Origin of the sequence: Streptomyces sp. NBC_00846, assembly GCF_045207325.1 — a bacterium.
Classification (GTDB): Bacteria; Actinomycetota; Actinomycetes; order Streptomycetales; family Streptomycetaceae; genus Streptomyces.
This window is the reverse complement of sequence record NZ_CP108846.1, coordinates 6,296,826-6,322,251: the sequence shown is the minus strand read 5'-3', so window position 1 is coordinate 6,322,251 and position 25,426 is coordinate 6,296,826. Positions and strand designations below refer to the sequence as shown.

Sequence of the window (25,426 nt, the reverse complement as noted above, 5' to 3'; positions counted from 1 at the left end):
GACGGGTTCAGCGGCCGGGCAGCGCGGGCGAGGACGCGGCGGCGGTCAGTGTCGCCATGTCCACGACCCGGTCGGCGGCCTCAGCCACGGCCGGGTCGTGCGTTGCCACGACGGTGACGCACTCGTCCTGGCGGGTGCGTTCAGCGAGGAGTCCGGCCAGCTCGGCCGCCTGTGAGCGGTCGACGGCCGCGGTCGGTTCGTCGACCAGGAGCAGTTTCGGGGAGAGAAAGAGGGCACGGGCCAGGGCGACGCGCTGGCGTTCGCCGCCGGAGAGCTGCTCGGGGCGGTGGCGCAGCCGGTGGCCGAGGCCGACCCCGGTCAGGGCGTCCTGGACGCGCGAGCGGTGCGTCCGGGGGCGTTCGCCGCTGATGTACGCGGCGGCCAGCAGCTGTTCGACGGCGGGCAGAGCGGAGAGCAGATTGCCGCTCTGGAACATGTAACCGATGCGTTCGCGGCGAACCTTGGCGCGCTGGGCGTCGGAGAGTCCGGCGAGGTCCTCGCCGTCGAGCAGGACCTGCCCGGAGGTGGGCCGCAGCAGGGCGCCCGCGATGGCGAGCAGAGTGGACTTGCCGGAGCCCGAGGGGCCGACTAGGGCGGTCATCCGGCCCGGTTCGAAGGTGACGTCGAGGCTGTCGAAGACGGTGGTACGGGTGTCGGCGCGGCCGAACGAGACGGTGACACCGGTCAGTTCGAGGCTCATCGGTTGGCTCCCAGCATGGTCAGCGGGTCGGCTCGGGTGACCCGGCGCAGGGTCAGGGCGGTGCCCGCGAGACCGACGGCCGCGACGGTGCACATGGTGATGGCGAGGGTGGAGGCGGGCAGGCTGAACGGCACCTGTTCACCGACCAGCAGCCCGACCGCCGCGGCGAGTACGGCGCCCGCCGCGGTCCCGAGGACGACGACCAGGGTCGCCTGGAGCACGGTGTGGGCGAGCAGCCGCCGGCGGGACGCGCCCAGCGCGCGCAGCAGGGCGAGTTCGGGCTGGCGCTGCACGGTCCAGACGGCGAAGAAGGCGCCGACAACCAGCGGGGCGATCAGGTAGAGGAAGATCTGGATCGAGTTCATGGTGACGCGTTCGCCGGTGTAGCCGGGGGCCGCCTCGTACGCCTTCTCCTTGGTGAGGGTGGTGGTGGAGTGGCGCTTGTCGAGGGCGGCGGCCGATGTCCTGACCGGGGAGCGCAGGGCCAGGGCGCTGAACTGGTCGGGGACGGTGGCGGTCGTGGCGGCCGGAGCGCCGGGGGTGCTGAAACGGATGCGCTGCCAGGTCTTCAACGGGACGTAGGCGGCGGGCACATGGCCGTAGCTGAGGCGCTCGGTCTGCCCGATGACCCGCAGCGAGATGCCGAGCCGGTCGATGACGAGGGTGTCGCCGACGCGCACACCCTCGTCGGCGAGCTTGGCGGAGATCACGACGCTGTCGGCCGCCGCGTCCGCGAGGCTCTTGCCCTGGGTGACGGAGGGGTTGAGGAAGGCGGTGGGATCGACTCCGAAGGCGGCGAGATCGACCTCGGCGCCGCGGTTCGTCGTACCGCGGGTGATGGAGACGCCCAGCGGGGTCGTTTCGGTGCCGGCGTCCTTGTGCCAGGCGGCGGCCGTCTTTTCGTCGAGGAGGCTGCGGGCGAACTGGTCGGACCGGGCGTCGGAGGAGAAGACCAGCTGCGCGGCCGGGAGGCGGCGCAGGGCGGAGATGGTGTCGTCGCCGAGACCGGTGGTGAAGCCGGAGACGATGCCGACGAGTGCGGCGACGAGCACCACGACGGACCCCATGAGCAGAAAGCGCCCTCGGGCGGCGCGCAGCTCCAGCAGAGCGAGGAACACAGCGGTTCCCTTCGATGGATCGATGTTAGGGACGGTGTGTCGCTAACATAGATGATGGCGACGCGGCGTCCCTAAGTGGGGGGTCGGGAGCGGCCGGAGCTTCTAGACTGGGCGGGTGCCCAGGATCAGAGCCGCCACGGTCGTCGAGCACCATGCCCAGCAGCGGCTGGCCCTGGTGCGGGCGGCGCGCGAACTGCTGGAGGGCGGCGACGCCGAGGCCGTGACCTTCACGGCGGTCGCCAGGGCCACCGGCCTCGCCCGCAACAGCGTGTACAAGTACTTTCCCGGCCGCCCCGAGCTGCTCGCCGCGGTCGTCGAGGACGCGATGCCGCGCTGGACGGACGCCATCCGGTCCCGCATGTCGGCGGCCGGTACGCCCGAGGAGAAGATCGCCGCGTATGTGTCGTCCCAGCTGGAGCTGGTCCGCGTCGGGGAGCACCGGATCGCCCAGGCCCTGGCGGGGGTCCGGGACGCGGCGGTGGTACGGGAGAGCGCGGTGCGCGCGCACCGGGAGCTGCTCACCCCGCTGATCGGCGCGCTCACCGAACTGGGCGAGGAGGACCCGCGGCGCACGGCGCTGCTGCTGCAGGGGATCGTCAATGCCGCCACGACGGCGATCGAGTCGGGCGACGACGACGTGGTCATGACGGAACGGGCGGTACGGATGGCGGTCGCGGCGGTCACGGGGGCAGCGGCGGGAAGGTGACCGGGGCGCGGACCCCCGGTGGCGCCTTCCTGTCGCGCCTTCCCTCAGCGCCTCGGCCGCCCGGCCACGAGACCGGTGGCGATCGCCGGGCCGGTTGCGGCCCCGAAGTGACGGCTGGGCCGGCCACCGCCCCGAGGCCGGTCACGGTCACTGGGCCGGTGACGGTTCGAGACGGGTGCGGATGCCGTCGAAGTGGGTACGCATGGCGCGTGCCGCGCGTTCGCCGTCGGCCGCCGCGACCGCGGCGACGATCTCGCGGTGCTGGGCGCAGGTGGCCACCGGATCCTGATGGCCGTCGTCGAGGTCCTCGCGCACCCGGTCCATGGCCGCCCAGAAGGCGTCCAGCACCTCACTGAGCAGGTGGTTGTCGAGTGAGGCGTAGAGCGCGAGGTGGAAGGCGCGGTCGGTGCCGCGCGCCACCCGGCCGTCATGGCCCGCCTCCGCCTCCATCGTCGCCACGAGGCCGCGCAGCACGTCGAGATCCTCGTCGGGGATACCGGCCGTGACGGCGCCGACCAGGCCCGTCTCCAACGCCTCCCGCACCTTCATCAGCTCGAAGAGGCCCGGCTCGCCCTGCCGGTGACGGACGGCTGCCCGAAAGGCGAGCCCCTCGGCGAAGGGCGACAGGGAGAGCGACCCGACGAAGGTGCCGAAGCCGCGGCGGATCTCCACGACATTGACGGCCTGGAGCGCCTTGAGGGCCTCGCGCACCGACACCCGCCCCACGCCGAAGAGATCCATCAGTTCGGTCTCGGTGGGCAGCGCGTCGCCGGGGCCGAGTCCGCGTTCCAGGATCAGCTCCTTGAGCCGACGCTCTATGTCCTGAGCCATGGTGGGGCGCGCCACTACGTCCTCCTGATTGAGGTGCGACTGCCCCTTGACCGGCCGCAGGGGCATCTGTTTAAGGTGAGGCCAGACATAGGACATCTTACGTCTCATGTCCAGCTCCGTGCAGCCGCTTCGGGCCACGGATCGGTGCATCAACCAAGCTGGAGCCCTCACCATGTCTCTGACCGCACCCCTGCACGGCGTCGTCCCGCCGGTCTGCACCCCGCTCGACCACCAGGGGGAGGTCGACACCGCGTCCCTCGCCCGGCTCGTCGAGCACCTCATCGGCGGTGGTGTGCACGGACTGTTCGCGCTCGGATCCACCAGCGAGGTCGCGTACCTCACTGATGAACAGCGCGCCACGACGCTGGAGACCGTGGTCAACGTGACCGACGGCCGGGTGCCGGTGCTGGCCGGTGTCATCGACACCACCACCGCACGCGTGATCGAGCACGCCAGGTCCGCCGCCGAGCTGGGTGCGAACGCCCTGGTCGCGACCGCGCCGTTCTACACCCGCACCCACGGCAAGGAGATCGCCCAGCACTTCCGGCGGCTGCGCGCGGCAGTCGACCTGCCGCTGTTCGCGTACGACATCCCGGTCGCGGTGCACAGCAAGCTCTCCGCCGCACTGGTCCGCGAACTCGCCGAGGACGGCACCCTGGCCGGTCTCAAGGACAGCAGCGGCGACGAGGGCGGGCTGCGCCGGCTGCTCGTCGAGCTGGGCGGCCGCGACGGCCGCAAGGAGGGCCCCGCGCCGCACTTCAGCGTACTCACTGGCTCCGAACTCACTGTGGACGCAGCCCTGTTGGCCGGGGTCGACGGTGTCGTACCGGGCATCGGCAACGTCGACCCGGCCGGGTACGTCCGGCTGTACGACGCCGCGCGGGACGGGAACTGGGCGCTCGCCACGAAGGAGCAGGAGCGGCTCGTCGAACTGTTCGGCATGGTCGACGTCGGGCCGGAGGCGGACATGGGCCGCAGTTCCTCGGCGCTCGGCTCGTTCAAGGCGGCGCTCCAGCTGCTCGGCATCATCCAGTGCGGTGACACCGCGTTCCCGCAGATCCAGCTGAGTGCCGAGTCGGTCGCCCTGGTCGCCCAGCGCCTGCGCGCCGCCGGTCTGCCGCCGGTCCGATGAACTCCGCCCCCCTGTACGCCGGCACCGGCGCCACCGTGATCGGCCTCGATCTCGGCGGTACGAAGATCGCCGCCGCGCTCTTCGGCGCGGACGGCGCGGTCCTGGCCAGGCACACCCGGCCCACCCCGGCCCGGGACGGCGCGCCGGCCGTGCTGGACGCGCTGGCCGAGGCCGCCGGCACCGTCGATCCGGGACGGCAGGCCACGGCGATCGGCGTCGCCGCCGCCGGGGTCGTCGATCCCCGTACCGGCATGGTCACCAGTGCCACCGATGCCATCCGCGACTGGGCGGGCACCGCGCTGGGCACCGGCCTCGCGGAGCGTACCGGGTCCCCGGTGGCCTGCGACAACGACGTACGGGCCACGGCCGGACCGGAACTGGCGGCGCTGAACGCCCCGGAGCCCGGTCGCGGGTCGACGGGACACGGCTCGTTGCTGTTCGCGGCCATCGGTACGGGGGTGGGCGGCGCCATCGCCGTCGACGGGCGGATGCTGCACGGCGCCGCCGGTATCGCCGGGCACCTCGGCCATCTGCCCAGCCCCGAGGCGGCCGGACTGCCCTGTACCTGCGGCGCCACCGGGCATCTGGAGGTCATCGCCTCCGGACCCGGCATCGCCGCCCACTACGAGCGGCTGACCGGCTCCCCCGTGGACCGGCTCGAAACCGTCGCCGCCCGTGCCGCGCGGGGCGACGCGGCCGCCGTCCGCGCCATCACCACCGGCGCGGCCGCCACCGGCCATGTGCTCGGCGGGCTCGCCAACGCCCTGGGACCGGACCGGGTCGTCGTCGGCGGCGGAGTGCCGCGGATCGGCCCGCTGTACGGGGACGCCCTGGCCGCGGCCTTCGTCGCGGAGCTGATGCCGCCGCTGCGCGGGCTCGTACCCGAGCCACCGCTGTTCGGCGCCGACGCGGCCGTACTGGGCGCCGCCGCCCTGACCACCACCCTTCCCCTCCACCACCCGGGAGCCCCTCGATGACCGCACAGGAACTGGCCGATTCCCTCCAGGGCAAGCTGATCGTGTCCTGTCAGGCACCTCCCGGCGACCCGATGCGGGAGACCGGCACCCTCGTCCGGCTCGCCCGGTCGGCCGTCGCCGGTGGCGGCGCCGCGATCCGCGCCAATGAGCCGGAGGTCGTCGCCGCGATCGTCGAGGCCGTGGATCTGCCGGTCATCGGTCTGTGGAAGGACGGCGACGTCGGCGTCTACATCACCCCGACCGTCCGGCACGCCCTGGCCGTCGCCGAGGCCGGTGCCGCCGTCGTCGCCGCGGACGCCACCGACCGGCCGCGCCCCGACGGCTCCACCTTCGCCGAGCTGGTCGTGGCGGTCCACGCGGCGGGCGCCCTGGTCATGGCCGATGTCTCCACGCTCGCCGAGGGCGTCACCGCGGCCGGGCAGGGCGCGGACTTCGTCTCCACCACCCTCTCCGGCTACGTGCCCGGCACACCGAAGCAGACCGGCCCCGATCTCGACCTCGTCGCCGCGCTCTCCACCGCGATCGATGTCCCCGTGGTCGCCGAAGGCCGTATCAACACCCCCGAGGACGCCGCCGAAGCCCTGGCCCGCGGCGCCCACAGCGTCGTCGTCGGCACGGCCATCACCGCCCCCACCGCCCTGACCACCCGCTTCGTCGCAGGCATGACCCGGCCCTGATCCCTCCCCACCGCGCGGGCCGGCCACTCAAAGGCGAGTGCCGTCCCGCATCCTGGAGTCACTGTGCACAGCACCACACCCCCCACGCTCCCCTGGTACCGCGAGGTGAGCGGTACCCAGTGGAAGTCGTTCCTGGCCGCCTGGATCGGCTATGTCCTCGACGGCTTCGACTTCGTGCTGATCACGCTCGTCCTCACCGAGATCAGTGACGACTTCGGCCTGAGCACGGTGCAGGCCGCCAGCCTGATCTCCGGTGCGTTCATCACCCGCTGGCTCGGCGGGGCGGTACTCGGCGCCCTCGGCGACCGGTACGGCCGCAAGTTCTCCATGATCCTGAGCATCCTGCTGTACTCCCTCGGCACCTTCGCCTGCGGATTCGCCTGGAACTACCAGAGCCTGTTCGCCGCGCGGCTCGCCATCGGCATGGGCATGGCCGGTGAGTACAGCGCCAGCGCCACGTACGTCATGGAGAGCTGGCCCGCGAAGCTCCGCAGCCGGGCCAGCGGCTTCCTGATCTCCGGTTTCTCGGTCGGCTCGGTGCTCGCGGCACAGGTCTACAACTGGGTGGTGCCGTCGCTCGGCTGGCGGTGGATGTTCTACATCGGCCTGATCCCGATCGCCATCGCACTGTGGATGCGGCGCGCGCTGCCGGAGGCCGAGGAGTGGACGGAGACGGTCGCGGACAAGGGAGCCGAGCCCAACCCGTTCCGGCCGCTGTTCGTGACGCACGGCAGGACCGTCGTCAACGCGGTCCTGGTCGTCCTCGCCACCGTCTCGCTCTTCCTGGTCTTCACGCCGGGCGGTGCCGGAATGGTTCCGGTCCTCTCGGTGGTCGCCGGACTCGCGCTCGTCGCGTTCGCGGTGCAGCTCGGCGGGAAGCGGAGCTGGGTGCTGTACCTGTCGATGATCGTGACGCTGTTCTTCGCGTTCCTGTACTCGTGGCCGATCCAGGCGCTGCTGCCCACGTATCTGAAGACCGAACTCGGCTACACCACCGGCCAGGTCACCGACGTCCTGTACTTCGCGGGCTTCGGCACCATGGCCGGCTGCTGGACCGCGGGATTCCTCGGTGACCGGATCGGCGCGAAGAAGGCGTACGCACTGACGCTGCTCGCCTCGTTGGCCTTCGTGTACCCGGTCTTCGCCGTGCACAACAATCTGCTGCTGCTCGGGATTCTGCTCTTCCTGCTGCAGGCGACCAGCTTCGGTATCTCCGGGCTGCTGCCCCGCTACATCGGCGGGCACTTCCCGACCGAGAGCCGTGGCGCCGCGCTGGGCTTCACGTACAACGTGGGAGCGCTCGGCGGCGCCGTGGCCCCGGTCCTGGGAGCGCATCTGGCGTCCGGGATGGACCTGGGCCGGGCATTGGCGGTGCTGACCTTCGCGGGCACGGTGATCGTGGTGCTGCTGGTCGGGTTCGACATACCGGCCAGGCTGAACCGGCTGACCGATCCGGACGCGGAACGGGACCACCTCGCGGTGCCACCGGCGACGGAACGGAGCGAGGCCGCACCCACGACGGCCGTCGGCTGACACAACGCGAGCGCGGGGCGGGGCGGCGAACACCGTCCTGCCCGCCCCGCGTTCCCGGCCGCCCTACGGGCCCACGCCCTCGACCCGGGCGCGTCTCACCGCACCGCGCCTCGGCTCAGGCCTCGATGCGCTCGAAGATCGCGGCGAGGCCCTGTCCACCACCGATGCACATGATCTCCAGGCCGTACCGGGCCTCGCGGCGGTGCAGCTCGGGACCGTACCCCCGCCGACCGCGGCCGAACTGCGGCTGCTGCGTGAGGACGTGGACCTGGACCACGTCTATCTTCACTGAGACGCATCACATGTCACACCCACCATGACCACGCACCCGATCACATGTCACACCCACCATGACCACGCACCCGATCACATGTCACACCCCGATCACTGGTCACACCCTGAGAGGACCGCAACTGCCATGCGTATCAGGATCGTCGGCGCCGGGGCCATGGGCCGCGGCATCGCCCAGTGGGCGGCGACCGCCGGACACACCGTCGAGCTGTGCGACGTACGTACGGAGGCGGTGACGGCCGCCGTGGACTTCGTACGATCCATGCTCGAACGGGCCGTGCAGAAGGGCCGGATGTCCGCCGAGGACCGTGCCGCCGCCCTGAAGCGGCTGATCCCGCTGGACGACCCGTGGGCACAGGGACCGGACGTCGAACTGGTCGTCGAGGCCGTGCGGGAGGACCTCGGCACCAAGACGGAGGTCTTCGGCCGGCTGGAGCAGGCGCTGCCCGCGACGGCCGTCTTCGCGACCAACACCTCGTCCTTGTCGGTCACCCGGATCGCGGCGGCACTGAAGGATCCGACGCGCCTGGCCGGGCTGCACTTCTTCAACCCGGTACCGCTGATGAAGATCGTCGAGATCGTGCCGGGCGCGGCCACCCGCCCGGAGATCCCGCCGGCCCTCACCGCACTCGTCGAAAGTTGCGGACACCGCGCGGTCACCGTCGCCGACACCCCCGGCTTCCTGGTCAATCACGCCGGGCGCGGCCTGGTGACCGAGGCCCTCGCCCTGCTGGAGGAGACGGTCGCCGACCCGGCGGACATCGACCGGATCGCCCGTGACGTCCTCGGCCTGCGGATGGGCCCGTTCGAGCTGATGGACCTCACCGGTCTGGATGTGACGGCCGCGGTGATCGACTCGATCTGGCAGGGCTTCCGGTACGCGGACCGGCTCCGTCCCTCCTACCTCACTCCGAACCGGGTCGCCGCCGGGCTGCACGGCCGCAAGACCGGGCAGGGCTGGTTCGCGTACGGCCCCGAGGCGCCCGCCCCGGTCCCGGAACCGCCGGTCACGGGTGACGCCGACCGCCCGGTGTTCGTCCACGGCGCCGCGCCGCAGGACCGGGACGCGACCGCGCTGCGCGAGGCGCTGGCCGCTGCGGGCGCCGCCGTCGAGACGGGCACGGAGCCGTCCGCCGAGGCCCTGGTCCTGGTTCCGGTCTGGGGCACCACGGTGGCCGCCGCGGTCGCCGCGCACCGGCTGCCCGCGGGGCGCACCCTCGGCATCGACCCGCTGCCGCCGGCCGGCCGGCGCCGGGTGCTGGCCGTGACCCCGGCGGTGGATCCGGCCGCCGCGCACGACGCCCGCGCGGTACTGGCCCGGGCGGCGGACGGCGACGAGCCGTACGCGGTCACGGTGGTACGGGACACGGCGGGCTCGGTCGCTCAGCGGCTGCTGGCCTCGATCGTGTCGGTCGCGGCGGGGATCGCGGAGCGCTCGATCGCCTCCCCCGCCGATATCGACCTGGCCGTCACGGCCGGGCTCGGCTACCCCGTCGGCCCATTGACCTGGGGCGACCGGATCGGCGCCGAGCGGATGCTGGACCTGCACCGGGCGCTGCACCGCACAACGGGCGACCCCCGCCACCGCCCGAGCCGCTGGGTCACCGAACGCGCCCAACTCGGCCTCGCGCTGACGGACCCGGGGACCTCACCCGCCGACTGCGCGACCGGTAGCGCGCTCTCGTAGCAGCCGGCCGGGACCTGCGGGGGGCCTGCCGGAGCCATGGCCCCCCGCAGGTCCGTGCAGGCCCCCCGCAGGTCCGTGGAGGCCCCCCGGCCACTCGCGGACCACCGCTCATGTCCGTTTCCTACAAGACCCGCAGAGACGACCGGCCTACGGTCGGAGCATGACTCCACGCATGGACGCGATCAGCATCATCACCGCGGACCTGGCCGCATCGCTCGCCTTCTACCGCCGACTCGGTCTCGACATCCCCGCCGGCGCGGATTCCGCACCCCACGTCGAAGTGACGCTCCCGGGCGGGCAGCGTCTGCTCTGGGACACCGAGGAGGTCATCCGGTCGTTCGACCCGCAATGGACCGCGCGGCCCGGCGGGGAACGCCTCGGGCTCGCCTTTCTCTGTGACAGCCCGGCGGAAGTGGACGCGGTGTACGAGGACCTGACGGGCGCCGGTTACCGGGGACATCTGAAGCCGTGGGACGCGGTGTGGGGGCAGCGTTACGCGACGGTCCTCGACCCGGACGGCTGTGCGGTGTCGTTGTTCGCGGGCAACGGCTGAGACCCGGGCCGGGCCGTCACCCGGACGCCAGGTAGGCGGTCAGGGTGGTCCCGGCCAGGTCGCGCATCTCCCGTGCGAGATGGGCCTGGTCGGTGCAGCCCGCTTCGACCGCCGCCTCGGCGTACGGCGTTCCGGACCGGGCGAGGGTGAGCGCGCGCTGGAGCCGCAGGACCCGGGCAAGCGTCTTGGGCCCGTAGCCGAATGCCGCGAGTGAACGGCGGTGCAGCTGACGCTCGCCGAGGCCGACCGTCCGCGCGGTGTCCGCGACGGACCGGCCGTGACCGAGATGCGCGGCGACGGACCGCATCACAGGGTCCGGCGGTGCGGTGCCGGCCGCCCGCCGCAGGGCGATGGTCTCCAGTGCGGCAGCGGGATCGGCGGCTTCGGCGATCCGCTCGGTGAGTACGCGGACCCGCGCGCCCGGCCACAGTTCCGCGAGGGCGACCCGGCGGTCGCGCAGTTCGTGCGCGGGTACGCCGAGGAGCGCGGGGGCCGTACCGGGCGCGAAACGAATCCCGGCGTACTGCCCGCCGGTCCCTGCCACCGGCGTCCCGGCACGGGTGTCGGGGCCCGCGACGAGCAGTCGTCCGTCGATCCAGAGCAGGTCCATGCAGCCGTCGGGCAGTACCGCGTGGACCGATCCTTCCGGCACGCGCAGGGTCCACAGGGTCGCGCCGTCGAACCGCGACGCCCGCTCTTCGTACGTGTCGCCCATGCCGCACACGCTAACCTCGTCCCCATCTCGTCGGAGAACTTCTCGTCGGAGAACGGAATCAGCTTCCCGGGGGCGGGCCATGACAGCACTGATGGAGTTCACCACCGACAGCGGTGCGACGGTGACGGTCGAGGTCGACCGTCATACACCGGGTGCGCACCTGGTCGCGTTGGGCGACGACAACACCCTGGCCAGGGCGGGGCGTACGTTCGACAGCGCACTCACGGGAATCCGTTCGGCCGCGGAGTCCGCGCTCGCCGTGTTCCGGGACGGCGCTCTCAAACCGGACGGTGTGGAGCTGGAGTTCGGCGTGAAGATCACGGCGGAGGCCGGGGCCGTGATCGCCAAGAGCGCGGTCGAGGGCCACTTGGTGGTCAAGCTGTCCTGGTCCCCCGGCGCGACACCGGCGACGCCGGCACCTCCGACGACTCCCGCGACGCCGACGGCCGCCGTCGTACCGCCGCCCACGACCCCACCCGCAGCGGCCCCTCCCGTGCCACCCGCCGGATAGCGGACGGCCGCTCTCAGCCCTCGGACGGGTTGTCCGGCTTATCCGGGTCCGGCCTGTCCGGGTCCGGCTTGTCCGACTCCTTGTCGCGGCTCGGCTGCAGCCTGGACTTCACGTCGTCCGGCGGCAGGAACCTCGACCACCGCTCCGGGAACTCGGACGGCATGTACGGGCTCTCGCCGAGATCGTCATCCTCGTCTTCGTCATCGTCGTCGTCATCGCCGTAGTCCCCGTTCGCAGCCCTCTCCCGGCTCTCCGCCTGCGCCCGCGCGACGAGCTCCGCGGCCTGGGCCGCCCGTACCCGCTCATTCGCCGCACGCGCCGCGGCCGTCGCCAGCGAGGGCCACACCCGGTCGATGGCGGCATTGACCGCCGCGCCCACGAGCACCGCGAACGCGGAGACGCCGATCCACAGCAGGACGGCGATCGGGGCCGCCAACGAGCCGTAGATCGTCGGCCCCTCGACCGTACTGGTCAGGTAGATCCGCAGCAGGAAGCTGCCGAGCACCCACATCGCGAGCGCCACCAGCGCACCGGGAACGTCCTCTATCCACGGCGAACGGACCGGTACGGACACGTGGTAGAGCGTCGTCAGGAACGCGATCGACAGCAGGATCACCAGCGGCCAGTACAGAACGCTTATGAGCTCGGTCCCCCACGGGATGAACTCCACGACCCGGTCCGGACCGACCACGAGCAGCGGCAGCACCACGGCGCCGAGCAGCAGCGCGATCACGTACAGCAGGAAGGAGAGCAGCCGCGTCTTGACGATGCCGCGGTGGCCGTCGAGGCCGTACATCACCGTGATCGTGTCGATGAAGACGTTGACCGCGCGGGAGCCCGACCAGAGCGCGATCGCGAAGCCGATGGAGATGACATCGGGCCGGGCGCCGGTGGTGACGTCCGCGAGGAGCGGCTTCGCGAAGTCGTTCACGCCCCGCTGGCTGAGCACCGTCTGGGAGGCGTTGAGGATGTTGCGCTCGATGGAGGCGACCGTGGTCGTGTCGGTCCACGCGTCGACGTATCCGAGCAGCCCGATCAGGCCGAGCAGCAACGGGGGCAGGGACAGCAGCGTGAAGAACGCCGCCTCGGCCGCGAGTCCCAGAATGCGGTACTCCATGCACGAATTGACGGTGTCCTTGAGCAACTGCCAGACCATCTGCCGCTTGGATACGTTGCGGTAGAGGACCCTGGCCCGGTGGAGCCGCCCCGGCGGCCACTCGGGTGTTTCATTTGCTGCCTGCACATCCTTACCGTATCGGCATGGCAGCCACCACCCACACCGTGTTCAACCAGGTACCGCCGCTGGCCGGCTACGACGTCTTCGGCGCCGACCTCGCGCTCACCGAGGCGGTACGACGTCACATGTCACCCGAACTGTTCGCCGAGGCCCAAGGCGGGCTCGGTGAGCTGGGCAGGGCCGCGGGCTCCGCGCAGGTACAGGCGTGGGGGGCGCAGGCGAACGAGAATCCGCCGGTACTGCGCACCCACGACCGGTACGGGAATCGCATCGACGAGGTGGAGTTCCACCCGGCCTGGCACCGGCTGCTGGGGCATGCGGTCGGTGCGGGTCTCACCGACGCCTGGGGCAGGCCCGGCGGTCATGTGAGGCGGGCGGCGGGCTTCCTGGTGTGGACGCAGGCCGAGGCGGGGCACGGCTGCCCGCTGTCGATGACGCACGCGGCGGTGCCCGCGCTGCGGACCGATCCGGCGCTGGCCGCCGAGTGGGAGCCGCTGCTGACCTCGACGGTGTACGAGCAGGGGCTGCGGCCCGCCGCGCAGAAAGCCGGCGTGCTCTTCGGGATGGGCATGACGGAGAAGCAGGGCGGCAGCGACGTACGGTCGAACACGACGCGGGCCGAGCCACTGGCCGCGGCAGGCGAGTATCTGCTCACCGGGCACAAGTGGTTCTGTTCGGCACCGATGTCCGACGCCTTCCTGGTGCTGGCGCAGGCGCCCGGCGGCCTGACGTGTCTTCTGCTGCCGCGGGTGCTGCCCGACGGCACCCGCAACGCGTTCGCGATCCAGCGGCTGAAGGACAAGCTGGGCAACCGGTCCAACGCGTCGAGCGAGGTCGAGTTCGACGGGACGTGGGCGCGCCGGGTCGGCGACGAGGGGCACGGGGTGCGCACCATCATCGAGATGGTGGCGGCGACGCGGCTGGACTGTGTGGTCGCTTCGGCGGCGCTGATGCGGCAGGCGGTGGCGCAGGCGATCCACCACTGCACCTACCGCAGCGCGTTCGGCGGGGTGCTGGTGGAGAAGCCGCTGATGCGCAATGTGCTGGCCGATCTGGCGCTGGAGTCGGAGGCGGCGACGGTGCTGGCGCTGCGGCTGGCCGCTGCGTACGACGCGGACACGGAGAGCGAGCGGGCCTTCCTGCGGATCGCGGTGCCGACGGCGAAGTACTGGGTGACGAAGCGGTGCGCGCCGCTGGTGGGCGAGGCGCTGGAGTGTCTCGGCGGCAACGGCTACGTCGAGGAGTCCGGGATGCCGCGGCTGCTGCGGGAGGCGCCGCTCAACTCGATCTGGGAGGGCTCGGGCAACGTACAGGCGCTGGATGTGCTGCGGGCGCTGCAGCGCGAGCCGATGGCGCTGAACGCGTTCCTCCAGGAGATCGGCAGAGCGCGCGGCGCCGATCACCGGCTGGACAGGGCGGTCAAGGACATGCTGACGGAATTCGCGGATCTGACCGGGCTCGAGGCGCGGGCCCGCAGGCTGGTCGAGCGGATGGCGCTCGTGCTGCAGGGTTCGCTGCTGGTGCGCTGGGCGCCGCCGGAGGTCGCTGACGCGTTCTGCGCGTCACGGCTGGGCGGGGACTGGGGCACGGCGTTCGGGACGCTGCCGCACAGCCTCGCTCTGGCATCGGTGGTCGAACGGGCGCGGCCCGTCGAACGCCAGGGCCGCCCGTAGAGCGGCGGGGATCACCCGGCCGATCTGCTGCCGCGTTCGACGGCTCCGGTGGTGATCGGGGCGCGTACGGCCTCGTAGGGCCTCGTAGAGCCTCCCTATCGCGGGCGTGTGGCCGGTGCCGTCGTCCGGGCCGTGGGACCGGCTTGGGTCCGGGCCGCACGGCATGGTTCCCTGGCAGTCATGAGCAACCCCGCGCGCACCGCCGACACCCCCGCCGAGGTGACCATCTGGTCCCTGGAACAGACCTCCCCCGACGATCTGCGCCCCGCCGCCGTCCCGGAGGGCGATGTACGGATCGTCCGGTCCGAGGTGCCGCTGCCCGAGTTCAGCCGGTTCCTGTACACCGCGGTCGGCGGCGACATCCAGTGGACCGACCGGCTCACGATGACGTACGCGCAGTGGCAGGAGGCGCTGGACCGGCCCGGGGCGGAGACCTGGGTGGCGTACGCGAACGGGACGCCGGCCGGATACATCGAGCTGGATCCGCAGGACGACGGCGTGGTCGAGGTCATGTACTTCGGACTGATACCCGCCTTCCGGGGGCGCCGGATCGGCGGCCATCTGCTCTCGTACGGGGTCGCCCGTGCCTGGGACCTGGCGGAGCGCCAGCCAGAGCGGACGCCGACGAAGCGGGTGTGGCTGCACACGTGCTCCAAGGACGGCCCGCACGCCATGGACAACTATCTGCGGCGGGGCTTCCGGCTCTTCGACACGAAGATCGAGCTGGAGCCGGAGGTGGCGACGCCCGGGCCGTGGCCGGGGGCGAAGCGGTAGCACGCGGGCAACGGGGCGGCAACTTCCGGCGACAGATGGGGTGATTGCGGCTATTACGGGCGGTCCGGCCCGCGCGGGTCGGGTGACGGGCACCACATCATCTCGCATGACGGGACACTCTCGTCCACATCATGGATCGTGGTGGACTGCCCGGAGATTCGCGTGACACGCTTCCGTCATGTCTGGAACTGGAATTGCCTTGGTGAGTCGACGCCACGTCGACCTCGGCCGCGTGTCCAGCGCCACCTGTCCGGCGAGCTGAGAGTCCCAGCACCGCCGCGATCCTTTTTTCTCCGCCCATCCTGCGCACCGCCGCGCCTCAGCGCGAGTGTGCAGTTCAGAGCCGCCCTCCTGCAGTCCCGAAGGACGTACCGTCATGGCCGCTACCCCGGAACAGCCTGCGCCCGTCACGCCCCGCCGCAAGGCCGGTCGCCACCGTGGCGAAGGCCAGTGGGCCGTGGGGCACCACACTCCGCTCAACGGCAATGAGCAGTTCAAGAAGGATGACGACGGTCTCAATGTGCGGACACGCATTGAGACGATCTATGCCAAGCGCGGTTTCGACTCGATCGACCCCAACGACCTTCGTGGGCGCATGCGTTGGTGGGGTCTGTACACCCAGCGCAAGCCCGGCATCGACGGCGGCAAGACCGCGGTCCTGGAGCCGGAGGAGCTCGACGACAAGTACTTCATGCTGCGGGTCCGGATCGACGGCGGCCGGCTGACCACCGCGCAGCTGCGGGTCATCGGCGAGATCTCGCAGGAGTACGCACGCGGCACCGCGGACATCACCGACCGGCAGAACATCCAGCTGCACTGGATCCGCATCGAGGACGTCCCGGCGATCTGGGAGAAGCTGGAGGCCGTCGGGCTCTCCACCACCGAAGCCTGCGGCGACTGCCCCCGCGTGATCATCGGCTCCCCCGTGGCGGGGATAGCCGCCGATGAGATCATCGACGGCACACCCGCCGTCGACGAGATCCACGACCGCTACATCGGCAACAGGGAATTCTCCAACCTGCCGCGCAAGTTCAAGACCGCGATCTCGGGTTCGCCGGTGCAGGACGTGGTGCACGAGATCAACGACATCGCGTTCGTCGGTGTGGTCCACCCCGAGCACGGTCCGGGTTTCGACGTCTGGGTCGGTGGCGGGCTCTCCACCAATCCGCGGCTCGCCGAGCGCCTCGGCGCCTGGGTGCCGCTCGACGAGGTTCCGGACGTCTGGGCCGCAGTCGTCGGCATCTTCCGCGACTACGGGTACCGGCGGCTGCGCACCCGCGCCCGGCTGAAGTTCCTGATGGCCGACTGGGGCCCCGCCAAGTTCCGCCAGGTACTGGAGGACGAGTACCTGAAGCGTCCGCTGATCGACGGGCCCGCGCCCGGGCAGCCCAGCAGCCGCTGGCGCGACCACGTGGGTGTGCACCAGCAGCAGGACGGCCGTTTCTACGTCGGTTTCGCCCCCAGGGTCGGCCGCGTGGACGGCTCCACACTCGCCAAGATCGCCGCGCTGGCCGCCGCGCACGGCTCGGACCGGCTGCGTACCACCGTCGAGCAGAAGATGCTCATCCTCGACGTGGCGTCGGACCAGGTGGACTCCCTGGTCGCCGGACTGGAGGCGCTCGACTTCCAGGTGCGGCCGTCACCGTTCCGCCGCGGCACGATGGCCTGCACCGGCATCGAGTTCTGCAAGCTGGCGATCGTCGAGACGAAGGCGCGCGGCGCCTCGCTCATCGACGAACTGGAGCGCCGGCTGCCGGACTTCGACGAACCGCTCACCATCAACCTCAACGGCTGCCCCAACGCCTGCGCCCGCATCCAGACCGCCGACATCGGCCTCAAGGGCCAGCTCGTGCTGGACGACGACGGCAATCAGGTCGAGGGCTACCAGGTCCACCTGGGCGGCGCCCTGGGTCTTGAGGCCGGGTTCGGCCGCAAGGTCCGTGGCCTGAAGGTCACTTCGACCGAGCTGCCCGACTACGTCGAGCGGGTCCTGGGCCGCTTCCAGGAGGAGCGCGAGGACGGCGAGCGGTTCGCGACGTGGGCGGCGCGGGCCAGTGCGGAGTCGCTGTCATGAGCGAGCGCGCCGCACCGTTCCACTGCCCCTACTGCGGCGACGAGGACCTGCGCCCGCACGAGACCGGCCACGGCGCCTGGGAATGTGCTTCCTGCAACCGCGCGTTCCAGCTCAAGTTCCTGGGTCTGCTGACCCGAGGACTGCAGCGCAACGACGTTGAACGGGAGGGGATATGACGGATACCCAGCAGCCCGATGACCTCAAGAGCCTGGCCGAACGCGCGGGCCGGGAGCTGGAGAACGCCTCCCCGCTGGACATCCTGAAGTGGGCCTCCGACACCTTCGGCAAGCGGTTCTGCGTCACCTCGTCCATGGAGGACGCGGTCGTCGCCCACCTCGCCTCGCGCGCCTTTCCCGGCGTCGACGTGGTCTTCCTCGACACCGGATACCACTTCCCCGAGACGATCGGGACCCGCGACGCGGTCGAAGCCGTGATGGACGTCCACGTCATCACGCTCACCCCGCGGCAGACCGTGGCCGAGCAGGACGCCGCGTACGGGCCGAAACTGCACGACCGCGACCCCGACCTGTGCTGCAAGCTGCGGAAGGTCAAGCCCCTTGAGGAGGGCCTGACTTCGTACGCGGCCTGGGCGACCGGGCTGCGCCGCGACGAGTCCCCGACCCGGGCGAACACCCCGGTCGTCGGCTGGGACGAGAAGCGGCAGAAGGTCAAGGTCTCGCCGATCGCCCGCTGGACCCAGGACGACGTCGATGCGTACGTCGCGGAGCACGGCGTCCTCACCAACCCGCTGCTGATGGACGGATACGCCTCCGTCGGCTGCGCGCCCTGTACCCGACGCGTGCTGGAGGGCGAGGACGCACGCGCCGGACGCTGGGCCGGCCGGGGCAAGACCGAGTGCGGGCTGCACGACTGATGACGACTGATCAGGAGACTTCGATGAGCGTGACGGAGACGGGTGCCACCATCTGGCTGACCGGTCTGCCGAGCGCGGGCAAGACCACCATCGCGTACGAACTCGCCGGGCGGCTGCGCGGCGAGGGCCACCGCGTGGAGGTCCTCGACGGCGACGAGATCCGGGAGTTCCTCTCCGCGGGTCTGGGCTTCTCCCGCGAGGACCGCCACACCAACGTCCAGCGGATCGGCTTCGTCGCCGAGCTGCTGGCGGCCAACGGCGTGAAGGTGCTGGTCCCCGTCATCGCCCCGTACGCGGACAGCCGCGACGCGGTGCGGGGGCGGCACCAGGCCGAGGGGACCGCGTATCTGGAGGTGCACGTCGCGACCCCGGTCGAGGTGTGCTCCGTACGCGATGTGAAGGGGCTCTACGCCAAGCAGGCGGCGGGCGAGATCAGCGGGCTCACCGGGGTCGACGACCCGTACGAGGCGCCCGAGTCGCCGGATCTGCGGATCGAGTCGCACCGACAGACCGTGCAGGAGTCCGCGGCGGAGCTGTACGCGCTGCTGAGCGAGAGGGGTGCGGCGTGACGACCGTCGCGACTGTGTCGGAAGGCACCGGCAATCCGTACGCACTCAGCCACCTGGCCTCCCTGGAGTCCGAGGCCGTGCACATCTTCCGTGAGGTGGCGGGTGAGTTCGAGCGGCCGGTGATCCTGTTCTCCGGCGGCAAGGACTCGATCGTGATGCTGCACCTGGCGCTCAAGGCGTTCGCGCCCGCGCCGGTGCCGTTCGCACTGCTGCACGTCGACACCGGGCACAACTTCCCCGAGGTGCTGGAGTACCGCGACCGCACGGTGGCCCGGCACGGGCTGCGGCTCCATGTCGCCTCCGTGCAGGAGTACATCGATGCCGGGAAGCTCCGCGAGCGCCCGGACGGCACCCGCAACCCGCTCCAGACCGTGCCGCTGACCGAGACGATCCAGCAGCACCGCTTCGACGCCGTGTTCGGCGGCGGGCGCCGCGACGAGGAGAAGGCGCGCGCCAAGGAGCGGGTCTTCTCGCTGCGCGACGAGTTCTCCCAGTGGGACCCGCGCCGCCAGCGCCCCGAGCTGTGGCAGCTCTACAACGGCCGGCACGCCCCCGGTGAGCACGTCCGGGTCTTCCCGATCTCCAACTGGACCGAGCTGGACGTCTGGCAGTACATCGACCGCGAGGGCATCGAGCTCCCGGAGATCTACTTCGCCCATGAGCGCGAGGTCTTCAACCGCTCCGGCATGTGGCTGACCGCGGGCGACTGGGGCGGCCCCAAGGAGGGCGAGCGGGTCGAGACCCGGCAGGTCCGCTACCGCACGGTCGGTGACATGTCGTGCACCGGCGCCGTCGACTCGGACGCGACGACGCTGGACGCCGTGATCGACGAGATCGCCGCCTCCCGGCTCACCGAGCGGGGCGCGACGCGTGCCGACGACAAGATGTCCGAGGCCGCGATGGAAGACCGCAAGCGCGAGGGGTACTTCTAGGATGACCACACTCACCCAGCACGCAGAGCAGTTGTCGACCACCACCCTGCTGCGGTTCGCCACCGCGGGGTCCGTCGACGACGGCAAGTCCACCCTCGTGGGACGTCTGCTGCACGACTCCAAGTCGGTCCTCACCGACCAGCTGGAGGCCGTCGAGCGCGCCTCGCGCAGCCGGGGCCAGGAGGCGCCCGATCTGGCGCTGCTGACCGACGGGCTGCGGGCCGAACGTGAGCAGGGCATCACCATCGATGTCGCCTACCGCTACTTCGCGACGCCGCGCCGCCGGTTCATCCTGGCCGACACCCCGGGGCATGTGCAGTACACCCGGAACATGGTGACGGGCGCCTCGACGGCCGAGCTGGCCGTCGTCCTGGTCGACGCCCGCAACGGTGTCGTCGAGCAGACCCGCCGCCATGCCGCGGTCGCCGCACTGCTGCGGGTGCCGCACGTGGTGCTGGCCGTCAACAAGATGGACCTGGTCGACTACGCGGAGCCCGTCTTCGCCGCCATCGCCGAGGAGTTCACCGCGTACGCGGCGTCCCTGGGTGTCCCCGGCTGGAGGTCTGGGGGCGACCCCCAGGAAAACTGGTGTACCGCGATCCCGATCTCCGCGCTGGCCGGTGACAACGTCGTGGAGCCGTCCGCCAACATGGACTGGTACGGCGGCCCGACGGTCCTGGAACACCTGGAGACGGTACCGGTCAGCCATGACCTCACCGCCTGCCACGCCCGCTTCCCCGTCCAGTACGTCATCCGGCCGCAGACCGCCGAGCACCCGGACTACCGCGGCTACGCGGGCCAGATCGCGGCCGGCGCGTTCCGCGTCGGTGAGACCGTCACCGTCCTGCCCTCGGGCCGCACCTCGACGGTCACCGCGATCGACGCGCTCGGCGAGAGCGTGGACATCGCCTGGGCGCCCCAGTCGGTGACGATCCGGCTGGCCGACGACATCGACATCTCGCGCGGCGACCTGATCGCGCCGGCCGACGACGCGCCCGCTGTCACCCAGGACGTCGAGGCGACCGTATGCCACGTCTCCGACCAGCCACTCACCATCGGCCAGCGGGTGCTGCTCAAGCACACCACCCGCACGGTCAAGGCGATCGTCAAGGACATCCCCTCGCGCCTCACGCTGGACGACCTCTCCCAGCACCCGGCCCCCGGCCGGCTCGTCGCCAATGACATCGGCCGGGTCGTCGTCCGCACCGCGGAGCCGCTCGCCCTCGACGCGTACGCGGACTCCCGGCGCACCGGCTCCTTCCTGCTGATCGACCCGGCGGACGGCACCACGCTGACGGCGGGCATGGCGGGCGCCTCGTTCGCCGCCGTGACCGAGACCGCGGCCGACACGGCCGACGACGCCGAGTGGGACTTCTGATGACCATCGACATCTACTCCACGTTCGCGAAGGAGGGCGGCCGCGTCGGCAGCGGCGTCCTCGGCAGCGGCCAGGGCGGAGTCGCGCGATGTGCGCGATGACGTACGCGCACTGCCTGCGCGCCCACCCGTACCACCCGCAACGCCCGTTCAGACGAAGACCTGCCGAATTCCCGGCCGCGTCCCCGTAAGTTCCGAGGGACGCGAGCACCGGGCCGACGAGAGGAAAGCCTCCCGTGCCTGCCCCCCGTACCACGCTGCGCCGCGGCCTCGCCGCTGCCGCCGCCCTGCCGCTGCTCGCCGTCGCGCTCACCGCCTGCGGCTACGGCTCCGAGGCGAAGGACGACGACGCCAAGAAGGCGAACGTCGCCGCCGACGCGAAGAAGCTCTCCGCGGACACCGTACGGATCGGGTACTTCCCGAACCTCACGCACGCCACCGCCCTGGTCGGTGACCAGGAGGGCCTCTTCCAGAAGGAGCTCGGCGGCACGCAGCTGAAGACCTCGCAGTTCAACGCGGGGCCGTCAGAGATCGAGGCGCTGAACGCCGACTCGATCGACATCGGCTTCATCGGCCCGTCGCCCTCCATCAACGGCTACACGAAGTCCAAGGGCAAAAACCTGCGGATCATCGGCGGTTCGGCCTCCGGCGGTGTGAAGCTGGTCGTCGACCCGAAGAAGATCAAGACCCTCGACGACCTCAAGGGCAAGAAGATCGCCACCCCGCAGCTCGGCAACACCCAGGACGTGGCCTTCCTCAACTGGATCTCCGAGAAGGGCTGGAAGGTCGACGCCCAGAGCGGCAAGGGCGACGTCTCCGTGGTCCGTACGGACAACAAGGTGACGCCGGACGCCTACAAGTCCGGCTCCATCGACGGCGCCTGGGTCCCCGAGCCCACCGCGTCCAAGCTGGTCGCCGAGGGGGCCGAGGAACTGCTCGACGAGTCGACGCTGTGGCCGGGCGACAAGTTCGTGATCACGAACATCATCGTGTCGCAGAAGTTCCTCAAGGAACACCCGGACGTCGTCGAGGCGGTGCTGCGGGGCTCGGTGAAGACCAACGCGTGGATCAACGCCGACCCGGACAAGGCGAAGGCCTCCGCCAATGCGGCACTGAAGAAGCTGACCGGCAAGGCGCTGCCCGCCGAGATCATCGACCCGGCGTGGAAGTCGATCCAGATCACCGACGACCCGCTGGCGGCCACGCTCGACGCGCAGGCCCAGCACGCGGTGAAGGCGGGCCTTCTGGAGAAGCCGGACCTCAACGGCATCTACGACCTGAAGCCGCTGAACAAGATCCTCAAGGCCGCGGGCAGGCCCGAGGTGGCCGACGCCGGTCTCGGCGTCAAGTAAGCACCCGCTCACAGACTCCCAGGAGGTGACGACCATGGCGACCACTCTCACCGAGGCCGGGGACCGTGTCTCGGTCGGGCACGCCGCTCGTATCGCACATGTCTCCAAGTCCTTCGGCGGACCGACGGGGCAGCAGCTCGTCCTGGACGACATCACGCTCGATGTCGCACCAGGCGAGTTCGTCACCCTCCTGGGAGCCTCCGGGTGCGGAAAGTCGACGCTGCTGAACCTGGTGGCCGGGCTCGACCGCCCGACCGCGGGATCCATCGAGACCCCCGGCGGGCGCCCGGCCCTGATGTTCCAGGAGCACGCCCTGTTCCCGTGGCTGACCGCGGGCAAGAACATCGAACTCGCGCTGCGGCTGCGCGGCGTACCCAAGTCGGAGCGCCGCACGGAGGCGGAGCGGCTGCTGGAACTCGTACGGCTGGGCGGGTCGTACGGGAAACGGGTGCATGAGCTCTCGGGCGGCATGCGGCAGCGGGTGGCCATGGCCCGGGCGCTCGCCCAGGACAGTCAACTGCTGCTGATGGACGAGCCGTTCGCCGCGCTCGATGCCATCACCCGGGACGTGCTGCATGACGAGCTGACCCGGATCTGGCGCGAGACGAAGGTCTCGGTCCTCTTCGTCACGCACAACGTGCGCGAGGCGGTACGGCTCGCCGGGCGCGTCGTCCTGCTGTCGTCCCGGCCCGGCCGGATCGCCCGCCAGTGGCCGGTCGACATCGATCAGCCGCGCCGTATCGAGGACACCGCTGTGGCGGAACTGTCCCTTGAGATCACCGAACAACTGCGTGGGGAGATCCGCCGTCATGGCCGGCACTGACACCAAGCCCGACGATCTGGCCGGGCTGGAGGCCGGGCTCGACGCGCTGGACGCCGTGCAGGTGCGCCGCACCCCGGTGCGCGAGGTGCTGCTCCGCAAGGTGCTGCCGCCGGTGCTCGCCGTGGCGCTGGTGGTCGTCGTCTGGCAGTTGCTCGTCGAGGCCAGGGTCACCGACGACTACAAGCTGCCCTCACCGGGTGCGGTGTGGAACAGCGTGGCCGACATGTGGCTGCAGGGGACGCTCCTGGGCGTCGTCTGGACCAGCATCTCGCGCGGTCTGCTCGGCTTCCTGCTGGCCGTGGCCATCGGTACGCCGCTGGGTCTGCTGGTCGCCCGGGTGAAATTCGTACGGGCGGCGATCGGCCCGATCCTGTCCGGGCTGCAGTCCCTGCCGTCGGTGGCCTGGGTGGCGCCCGCCGTGATCTGGCTCGGGCTGAACGACAAGATGATGTACGCGGTGATCCTGCTGGGCGCCGTCCCCTCGGTCGCCAACGGGCTGGTATCCGGCGTCGACCAGGTGCCGCCGCTGTTCCTCAGGGCGGGCCGCACGCTCGGTGCGACCGGGCTGCGCGGAACCTGGCACATCGTGCTGCCGGCCGCGTTGCCCGGCTATCTGGCCGGTCTGAAGCAGGGCTGGGCGTTCTCCTGGCGCTCGCTGATGGCCGCCGAGATCATCGCGTCCTCCCCCGACCTCGGGCTCGGGCTCGGGCAGTTGCTGGAGAACGGCCGCAACAACGCCGACATGCCCGGCATCTTCCTGGCCATCATCCTGATCCTGTTCGTCGGCATCGCGATCGACCTGCTGATCTTCAGTCCGCTGGAGCGGTGGGTGCTGCGCAGCCGCGGTCTCCTCGTCAAGAACTGAGCCACGCCATGTCCGCCCCGGTCCTCCTCGTCATCGCCCACGGCAGCCGCGACCCGCGGCACGCGGCGACCGTGCACGCGCTCACCGCGCGGGTGCGGTCGCTGCGGCCGGGGCTGCGCGTGGAGACCGGCTTCCTGGACTTCAACGCACCGTCGGTGCCGAGGGTGTTGGAGCGGCTGGCCGCACAGGGGGCGGGGGCCGTCATCGCGCTCCCCCTCCTGCTCACCCGGGCCTTCCACGCCAAGTCCGACATCCCGACGGTGCTGCACGAGGCCCGGACCAGGCTGCCTCGGATGCGCATCCGGCAGGCCGAGGTGCTCGGCCCGTCACCCCTGCTGAACTCGGCACTGGAACGACGGCTGCACGAAGCCGGGATCCGTCCCGGTGACCGCGGCTCGACCGGGCTCGTCCTGGCCTCGGCGGGCTCCACAGACCCGGAGGCGATCGCAGTGATCGCTGAAATCGCGCGGGAGCTGCGGCACACCGGTTGGTGCGCCGTGCGGCCTGCGTTCGCCTCCGCATCCCTCCCCCGCACCGAGGAAGCCGTACGGACCCTACGTGCCGAGGGCGTACGGCGGGTGGCGGTGGCTCCCTATGTCATCGCACCCGGCCGGCTCCCGGACCGCATCGCCGCGGGCGCGGCCGGGGCGGACGTGCTGGCCGATGTCCTCGGCGCGTCACCGGAGCTGGCACGGCTGCTGCTGACCCGGTACGACGAGGCCCGCGTCCCGCGCGCCCGGGCGGTCACGCTCACCGCGTAGCCCGGCGCCCGTCCGCCGGACCGCTTCCGGGCCGCTTCCGCGCCGAGGACCAACTGGGGACGAACCGCTCTCAGGCCGCGGTCCAGTGCGGGTCGCGTCCGCTGTGGGCCAGCGCCCGTTGGAGCAGCGACGCCGATCCGGGCACCGTCACCTCGTCGGCGAAGCCGTCGTACTGCCGGTAGAGCGCGGCGTTGCCGTCGACGGCATCGAGGACATAGGCGGCCGCGGCGTCGGAGAGCCGGAGCTCCTCGCCGACGGCGCGGGCCACGTCCCAGGTGTGCAGGGCCATCTCCTCGATGAGCATCGCGGCTGTCTCGGCAGCGGGCGTCGTGGAATTCCCGAGGTCGACCTCGCCCTCCCAGACCACCGGGTCCGACCAGGCGGCGAGGGCCCGGTCCAGTTGTGCCGCGTACTGCTGCGCCCAGTCGGCGTCGGCGGTGAAGTCGCGGGTGGTGAGCTCGTCGGGGAGATCCTTGTCCAGGGCGCGGTGCTCCAGGCCGTGGGAGGTGTAGAGCACCCAGTGGTTGATGAGTTCACGCAGGTCCCAGTCGCCACAGGGAGTGGGCAGTCCGAGCTGATCGGTGGTGATGGAACGCGCGATGCGGACCGCCTCGCCGGCGACTTCGGTCATGTGAGCATGCTCGATCTTCATGCGTCCCAGACTAGGACGGGCCACTGACAACG

28 protein-coding genes are annotated in these 25,426 nt (G+C 71.2%); 21 read left to right on the top strand and 7 right to left on the bottom strand.

Going from position 1 to position 25,426, the window contains the following annotated elements; translation table 11 throughout:
- Positions 1-7: 7 nt before the first annotated feature.
- Together OG936_RS29095 and OG936_RS29090 are read right to left on the bottom strand one after the other, a co-directional pair.
- The gene (locus OG936_RS29095) at positions 8-700 is read right to left on the bottom strand and encodes an ABC transporter ATP-binding protein (RefSeq protein WP_406498696.1); all 693 of its coding nucleotides are present in this window, start codon (positions 698-700) and stop codon (positions 8-10) included.
- Positions 697-1,818 carry an ABC transporter permease gene (locus OG936_RS29090; RefSeq protein WP_406498694.1) on the bottom strand — a complete coding sequence of 374 codons (1,122 nt, stop codon included), beginning with the start codon at positions 1,816-1,818 and terminating at the stop codon, positions 697-699. The genes OG936_RS29095 and OG936_RS29090 overlap by 4 nt, the downstream gene beginning before the upstream one ends.
- A gap of 115 nt (positions 1,819-1,933) precedes the next feature.
- Here OG936_RS29090 and OG936_RS29085 point away from each other — a divergent pair, with 115 nt between their 5' ends.
- Positions 1,934-2,524, top strand: coding sequence for a TetR/AcrR family transcriptional regulator (locus OG936_RS29085; RefSeq protein WP_383754341.1), 591 nt, complete (start codon positions 1,934-1,936; stop codon positions 2,522-2,524).
- Between the two features lie 147 nt (positions 2,525-2,671).
- On the opposite strand, the gene OG936_RS29080 is transcribed toward OG936_RS29085, so the two are convergent.
- Positions 2,672-3,370, bottom strand: a complete 699-nt coding sequence (locus OG936_RS29080; protein ID WP_406500651.1) for a FadR/GntR family transcriptional regulator — start codon at positions 3,368-3,370, stop codon at positions 2,672-2,674.
- Positions 3,371-3,527: 157 nt separating this feature from the next.
- Between OG936_RS29080 and OG936_RS29075 the strand changes: the two genes are divergently transcribed.
- The 4 genes from OG936_RS29075 to OG936_RS29060 all read left to right on the top strand — a co-directional run bounded on the left by OG936_RS29075 (position 3,528) and on the right by OG936_RS29060 (position 7,674).
- Positions 3,528-4,487, top strand: coding sequence for a dihydrodipicolinate synthase family protein (locus OG936_RS29075; protein WP_383754338.1), 960 nt, complete (start codon positions 3,528-3,530; stop codon positions 4,485-4,487).
- Positions 4,484-5,464, top strand: coding sequence for an ROK family protein (locus OG936_RS29070; protein WP_406498692.1), 981 nt, complete (start codon positions 4,484-4,486; stop codon positions 5,462-5,464). The genes OG936_RS29075 and OG936_RS29070 overlap by 4 nt, the downstream gene beginning before the upstream one ends.
- Positions 5,461-6,141 carry an N-acetylmannosamine-6-phosphate 2-epimerase gene (locus tag OG936_RS29065; protein WP_383754334.1) on the top strand — a complete coding sequence of 227 codons (681 nt, stop codon included), beginning with the start codon at positions 5,461-5,463 and terminating at the stop codon, positions 6,139-6,141. Before OG936_RS29070 ends, OG936_RS29065 begins: the two co-directional genes overlap by 4 nt.
- 63 nt (positions 6,142-6,204) lie before the next feature.
- Positions 6,205-7,674 (top strand): sialate:H+ symport family MFS transporter, encoded by a 1,470-nt coding sequence (locus OG936_RS29060; RefSeq protein WP_406498689.1) that lies wholly within the window; start codon positions 6,205-6,207, stop codon positions 7,672-7,674.
- A 115-nt stretch (positions 7,675-7,789) separates the two neighbouring features.
- Here the strand turns inward: OG936_RS29060 and OG936_RS29055 are convergent, their stop codons facing one another.
- Positions 7,790-7,963 carry a hypothetical protein gene (locus OG936_RS29055; RefSeq protein ID WP_406500788.1) on the bottom strand — a complete coding sequence of 58 codons (174 nt, stop codon included), beginning with the start codon at positions 7,961-7,963 and terminating at the stop codon, positions 7,790-7,792.
- A gap of 129 nt (positions 7,964-8,092) precedes the next feature.
- Here OG936_RS29055 and OG936_RS29050 point away from each other — a divergent pair, with 129 nt between their 5' ends.
- Complete coding sequence (locus OG936_RS29050) at positions 8,093-9,652, top strand: 3-hydroxyacyl-CoA dehydrogenase (protein WP_406498688.1); 1,560 nt, start codon at positions 8,093-8,095, stop codon at positions 9,650-9,652.
- Between the two features lie 160 nt (positions 9,653-9,812).
- Positions 9,813-10,205 (top strand): VOC family protein, encoded by a 393-nt coding sequence (locus OG936_RS29045; protein ID WP_406498686.1) that lies wholly within the window; start codon positions 9,813-9,815, stop codon positions 10,203-10,205.
- 16 nt (positions 10,206-10,221) lie between these two features.
- Here the strand turns inward: OG936_RS29045 and OG936_RS29040 are convergent, their stop codons facing one another.
- The gene (locus tag OG936_RS29040; RefSeq protein WP_406498684.1) at positions 10,222-10,920 is read right to left on the bottom strand and encodes a DUF6597 domain-containing transcriptional factor; all 699 of its coding nucleotides are present in this window, start codon (positions 10,918-10,920) and stop codon (positions 10,222-10,224) included.
- Between the two features lie 79 nt (positions 10,921-10,999).
- Here OG936_RS29040 and OG936_RS29035 point away from each other — a divergent pair, with 79 nt between their 5' ends.
- The gene (locus OG936_RS29035) at positions 11,000-11,431 is read left to right on the top strand and encodes a CU044_2847 family protein (RefSeq protein ID WP_406498682.1); all 432 of its coding nucleotides are present in this window, start codon (positions 11,000-11,002) and stop codon (positions 11,429-11,431) included.
- Between the two features lie 13 nt (positions 11,432-11,444).
- Here OG936_RS29035 and OG936_RS29030 read toward each other — a convergent pair whose 3' ends face one another.
- Positions 11,445-12,674, bottom strand: a complete 1,230-nt coding sequence (locus OG936_RS29030) for a YihY/virulence factor BrkB family protein (protein ID WP_406498680.1) — start codon at positions 12,672-12,674, stop codon at positions 11,445-11,447.
- Positions 12,675-12,691: 17 nt separating this feature from the next.
- On the opposite strand from OG936_RS29030, the gene OG936_RS29025 reads away from it, so the two are divergent.
- From OG936_RS29025 to OG936_RS28965, 13 genes are all read left to right on the top strand, one after another.
- The gene (locus OG936_RS29025; protein ID WP_406498678.1) at positions 12,692-14,341 is read left to right on the top strand and encodes an acyl-CoA dehydrogenase family protein; all 1,650 of its coding nucleotides are present in this window, start codon (positions 12,692-12,694) and stop codon (positions 14,339-14,341) included.
- Positions 14,342-14,521: 180 nt separating this feature from the next.
- Complete coding sequence (locus OG936_RS29020; protein WP_266749483.1) at positions 14,522-15,115, top strand: GNAT family N-acetyltransferase; 594 nt, start codon at positions 14,522-14,524, stop codon at positions 15,113-15,115.
- A gap of 178 nt (positions 15,116-15,293) precedes the next feature.
- Positions 15,294-15,377, top strand: a complete 84-nt coding sequence (locus OG936_RS29015; protein WP_406500650.1) for a putative leader peptide — start codon at positions 15,294-15,296, stop codon at positions 15,375-15,377.
- 114 nt (positions 15,378-15,491) lie between these two features.
- Entirely contained in the window at positions 15,492-17,189 is a 1,698-nt protein-coding gene (locus OG936_RS29010; RefSeq protein WP_406498676.1) for a nitrite/sulfite reductase, read from the top strand.
- Positions 17,186-17,365, top strand: coding sequence for a hypothetical protein (locus tag OG936_RS29005; RefSeq protein ID WP_406498674.1), 180 nt, complete (start codon positions 17,186-17,188; stop codon positions 17,363-17,365). The genes OG936_RS29010 and OG936_RS29005 overlap by 4 nt, the downstream gene beginning before the upstream one ends.
- Positions 17,362-18,063, top strand: coding sequence for a phosphoadenylyl-sulfate reductase (locus tag OG936_RS29000; protein WP_406498672.1), 702 nt, complete (start codon positions 17,362-17,364; stop codon positions 18,061-18,063). The genes OG936_RS29005 and OG936_RS29000 overlap by 4 nt, the downstream gene beginning before the upstream one ends.
- Positions 18,063-18,632, top strand: coding sequence for an adenylyl-sulfate kinase (cysC, locus tag OG936_RS28995; RefSeq protein ID WP_406498670.1), 570 nt, complete (start codon positions 18,063-18,065; stop codon positions 18,630-18,632). The genes OG936_RS29000 and cysC overlap by 1 nt, the downstream gene beginning before the upstream one ends.
- Positions 18,629-19,564 carry a sulfate adenylyltransferase subunit CysD gene (gene cysD / locus OG936_RS28990; protein ID WP_406498668.1) on the top strand — a complete coding sequence of 312 codons (936 nt, stop codon included), beginning with the start codon at positions 18,629-18,631 and terminating at the stop codon, positions 19,562-19,564. The genes cysC and cysD overlap by 4 nt, the downstream gene beginning before the upstream one ends.
- A 1-nt stretch (position 19,565) precedes the next feature.
- Positions 19,566-20,942 carry a sulfate adenylyltransferase subunit 1 gene (locus tag OG936_RS28985; protein WP_406498666.1) on the top strand — a complete coding sequence of 459 codons (1,377 nt, stop codon included), beginning with the start codon at positions 19,566-19,568 and terminating at the stop codon, positions 20,940-20,942.
- Between the two features lie 235 nt (positions 20,943-21,177).
- Positions 21,178-22,293: an aliphatic sulfonate ABC transporter substrate-binding protein gene (locus OG936_RS28980; protein ID WP_406498665.1), complete on the top strand. Its 1,116-nt coding sequence runs from the start codon at positions 21,178-21,180 to the stop codon at positions 22,291-22,293.
- 34 nt (positions 22,294-22,327) lie between these two features.
- Positions 22,328-23,116, top strand: coding sequence for an ABC transporter ATP-binding protein (locus OG936_RS28975; RefSeq protein WP_406498663.1), 789 nt, complete (start codon positions 22,328-22,330; stop codon positions 23,114-23,116).
- A complete protein-coding gene (locus OG936_RS28970; protein ID WP_406498661.1) occupies positions 23,103-23,981 on the top strand; it encodes an ABC transporter permease in 879 nt (292 codons plus the stop codon). The genes OG936_RS28975 and OG936_RS28970 overlap by 14 nt, the downstream gene beginning before the upstream one ends.
- Before the next feature lie 8 nt (positions 23,982-23,989).
- Entirely contained in the window at positions 23,990-24,742 is a 753-nt protein-coding gene (locus tag OG936_RS28965) for a sirohydrochlorin chelatase (protein ID WP_406498659.1), read from the top strand.
- Between the two features lie 70 nt (positions 24,743-24,812).
- Here the strand turns inward: OG936_RS28965 and OG936_RS28960 are convergent, their stop codons facing one another.
- Positions 24,813-25,394, bottom strand: coding sequence for a TIGR03086 family metal-binding protein (locus OG936_RS28960; RefSeq protein WP_406498657.1), 582 nt, complete (start codon positions 25,392-25,394; stop codon positions 24,813-24,815).
- Positions 25,395-25,426: the final 32 nt, after the last annotated feature.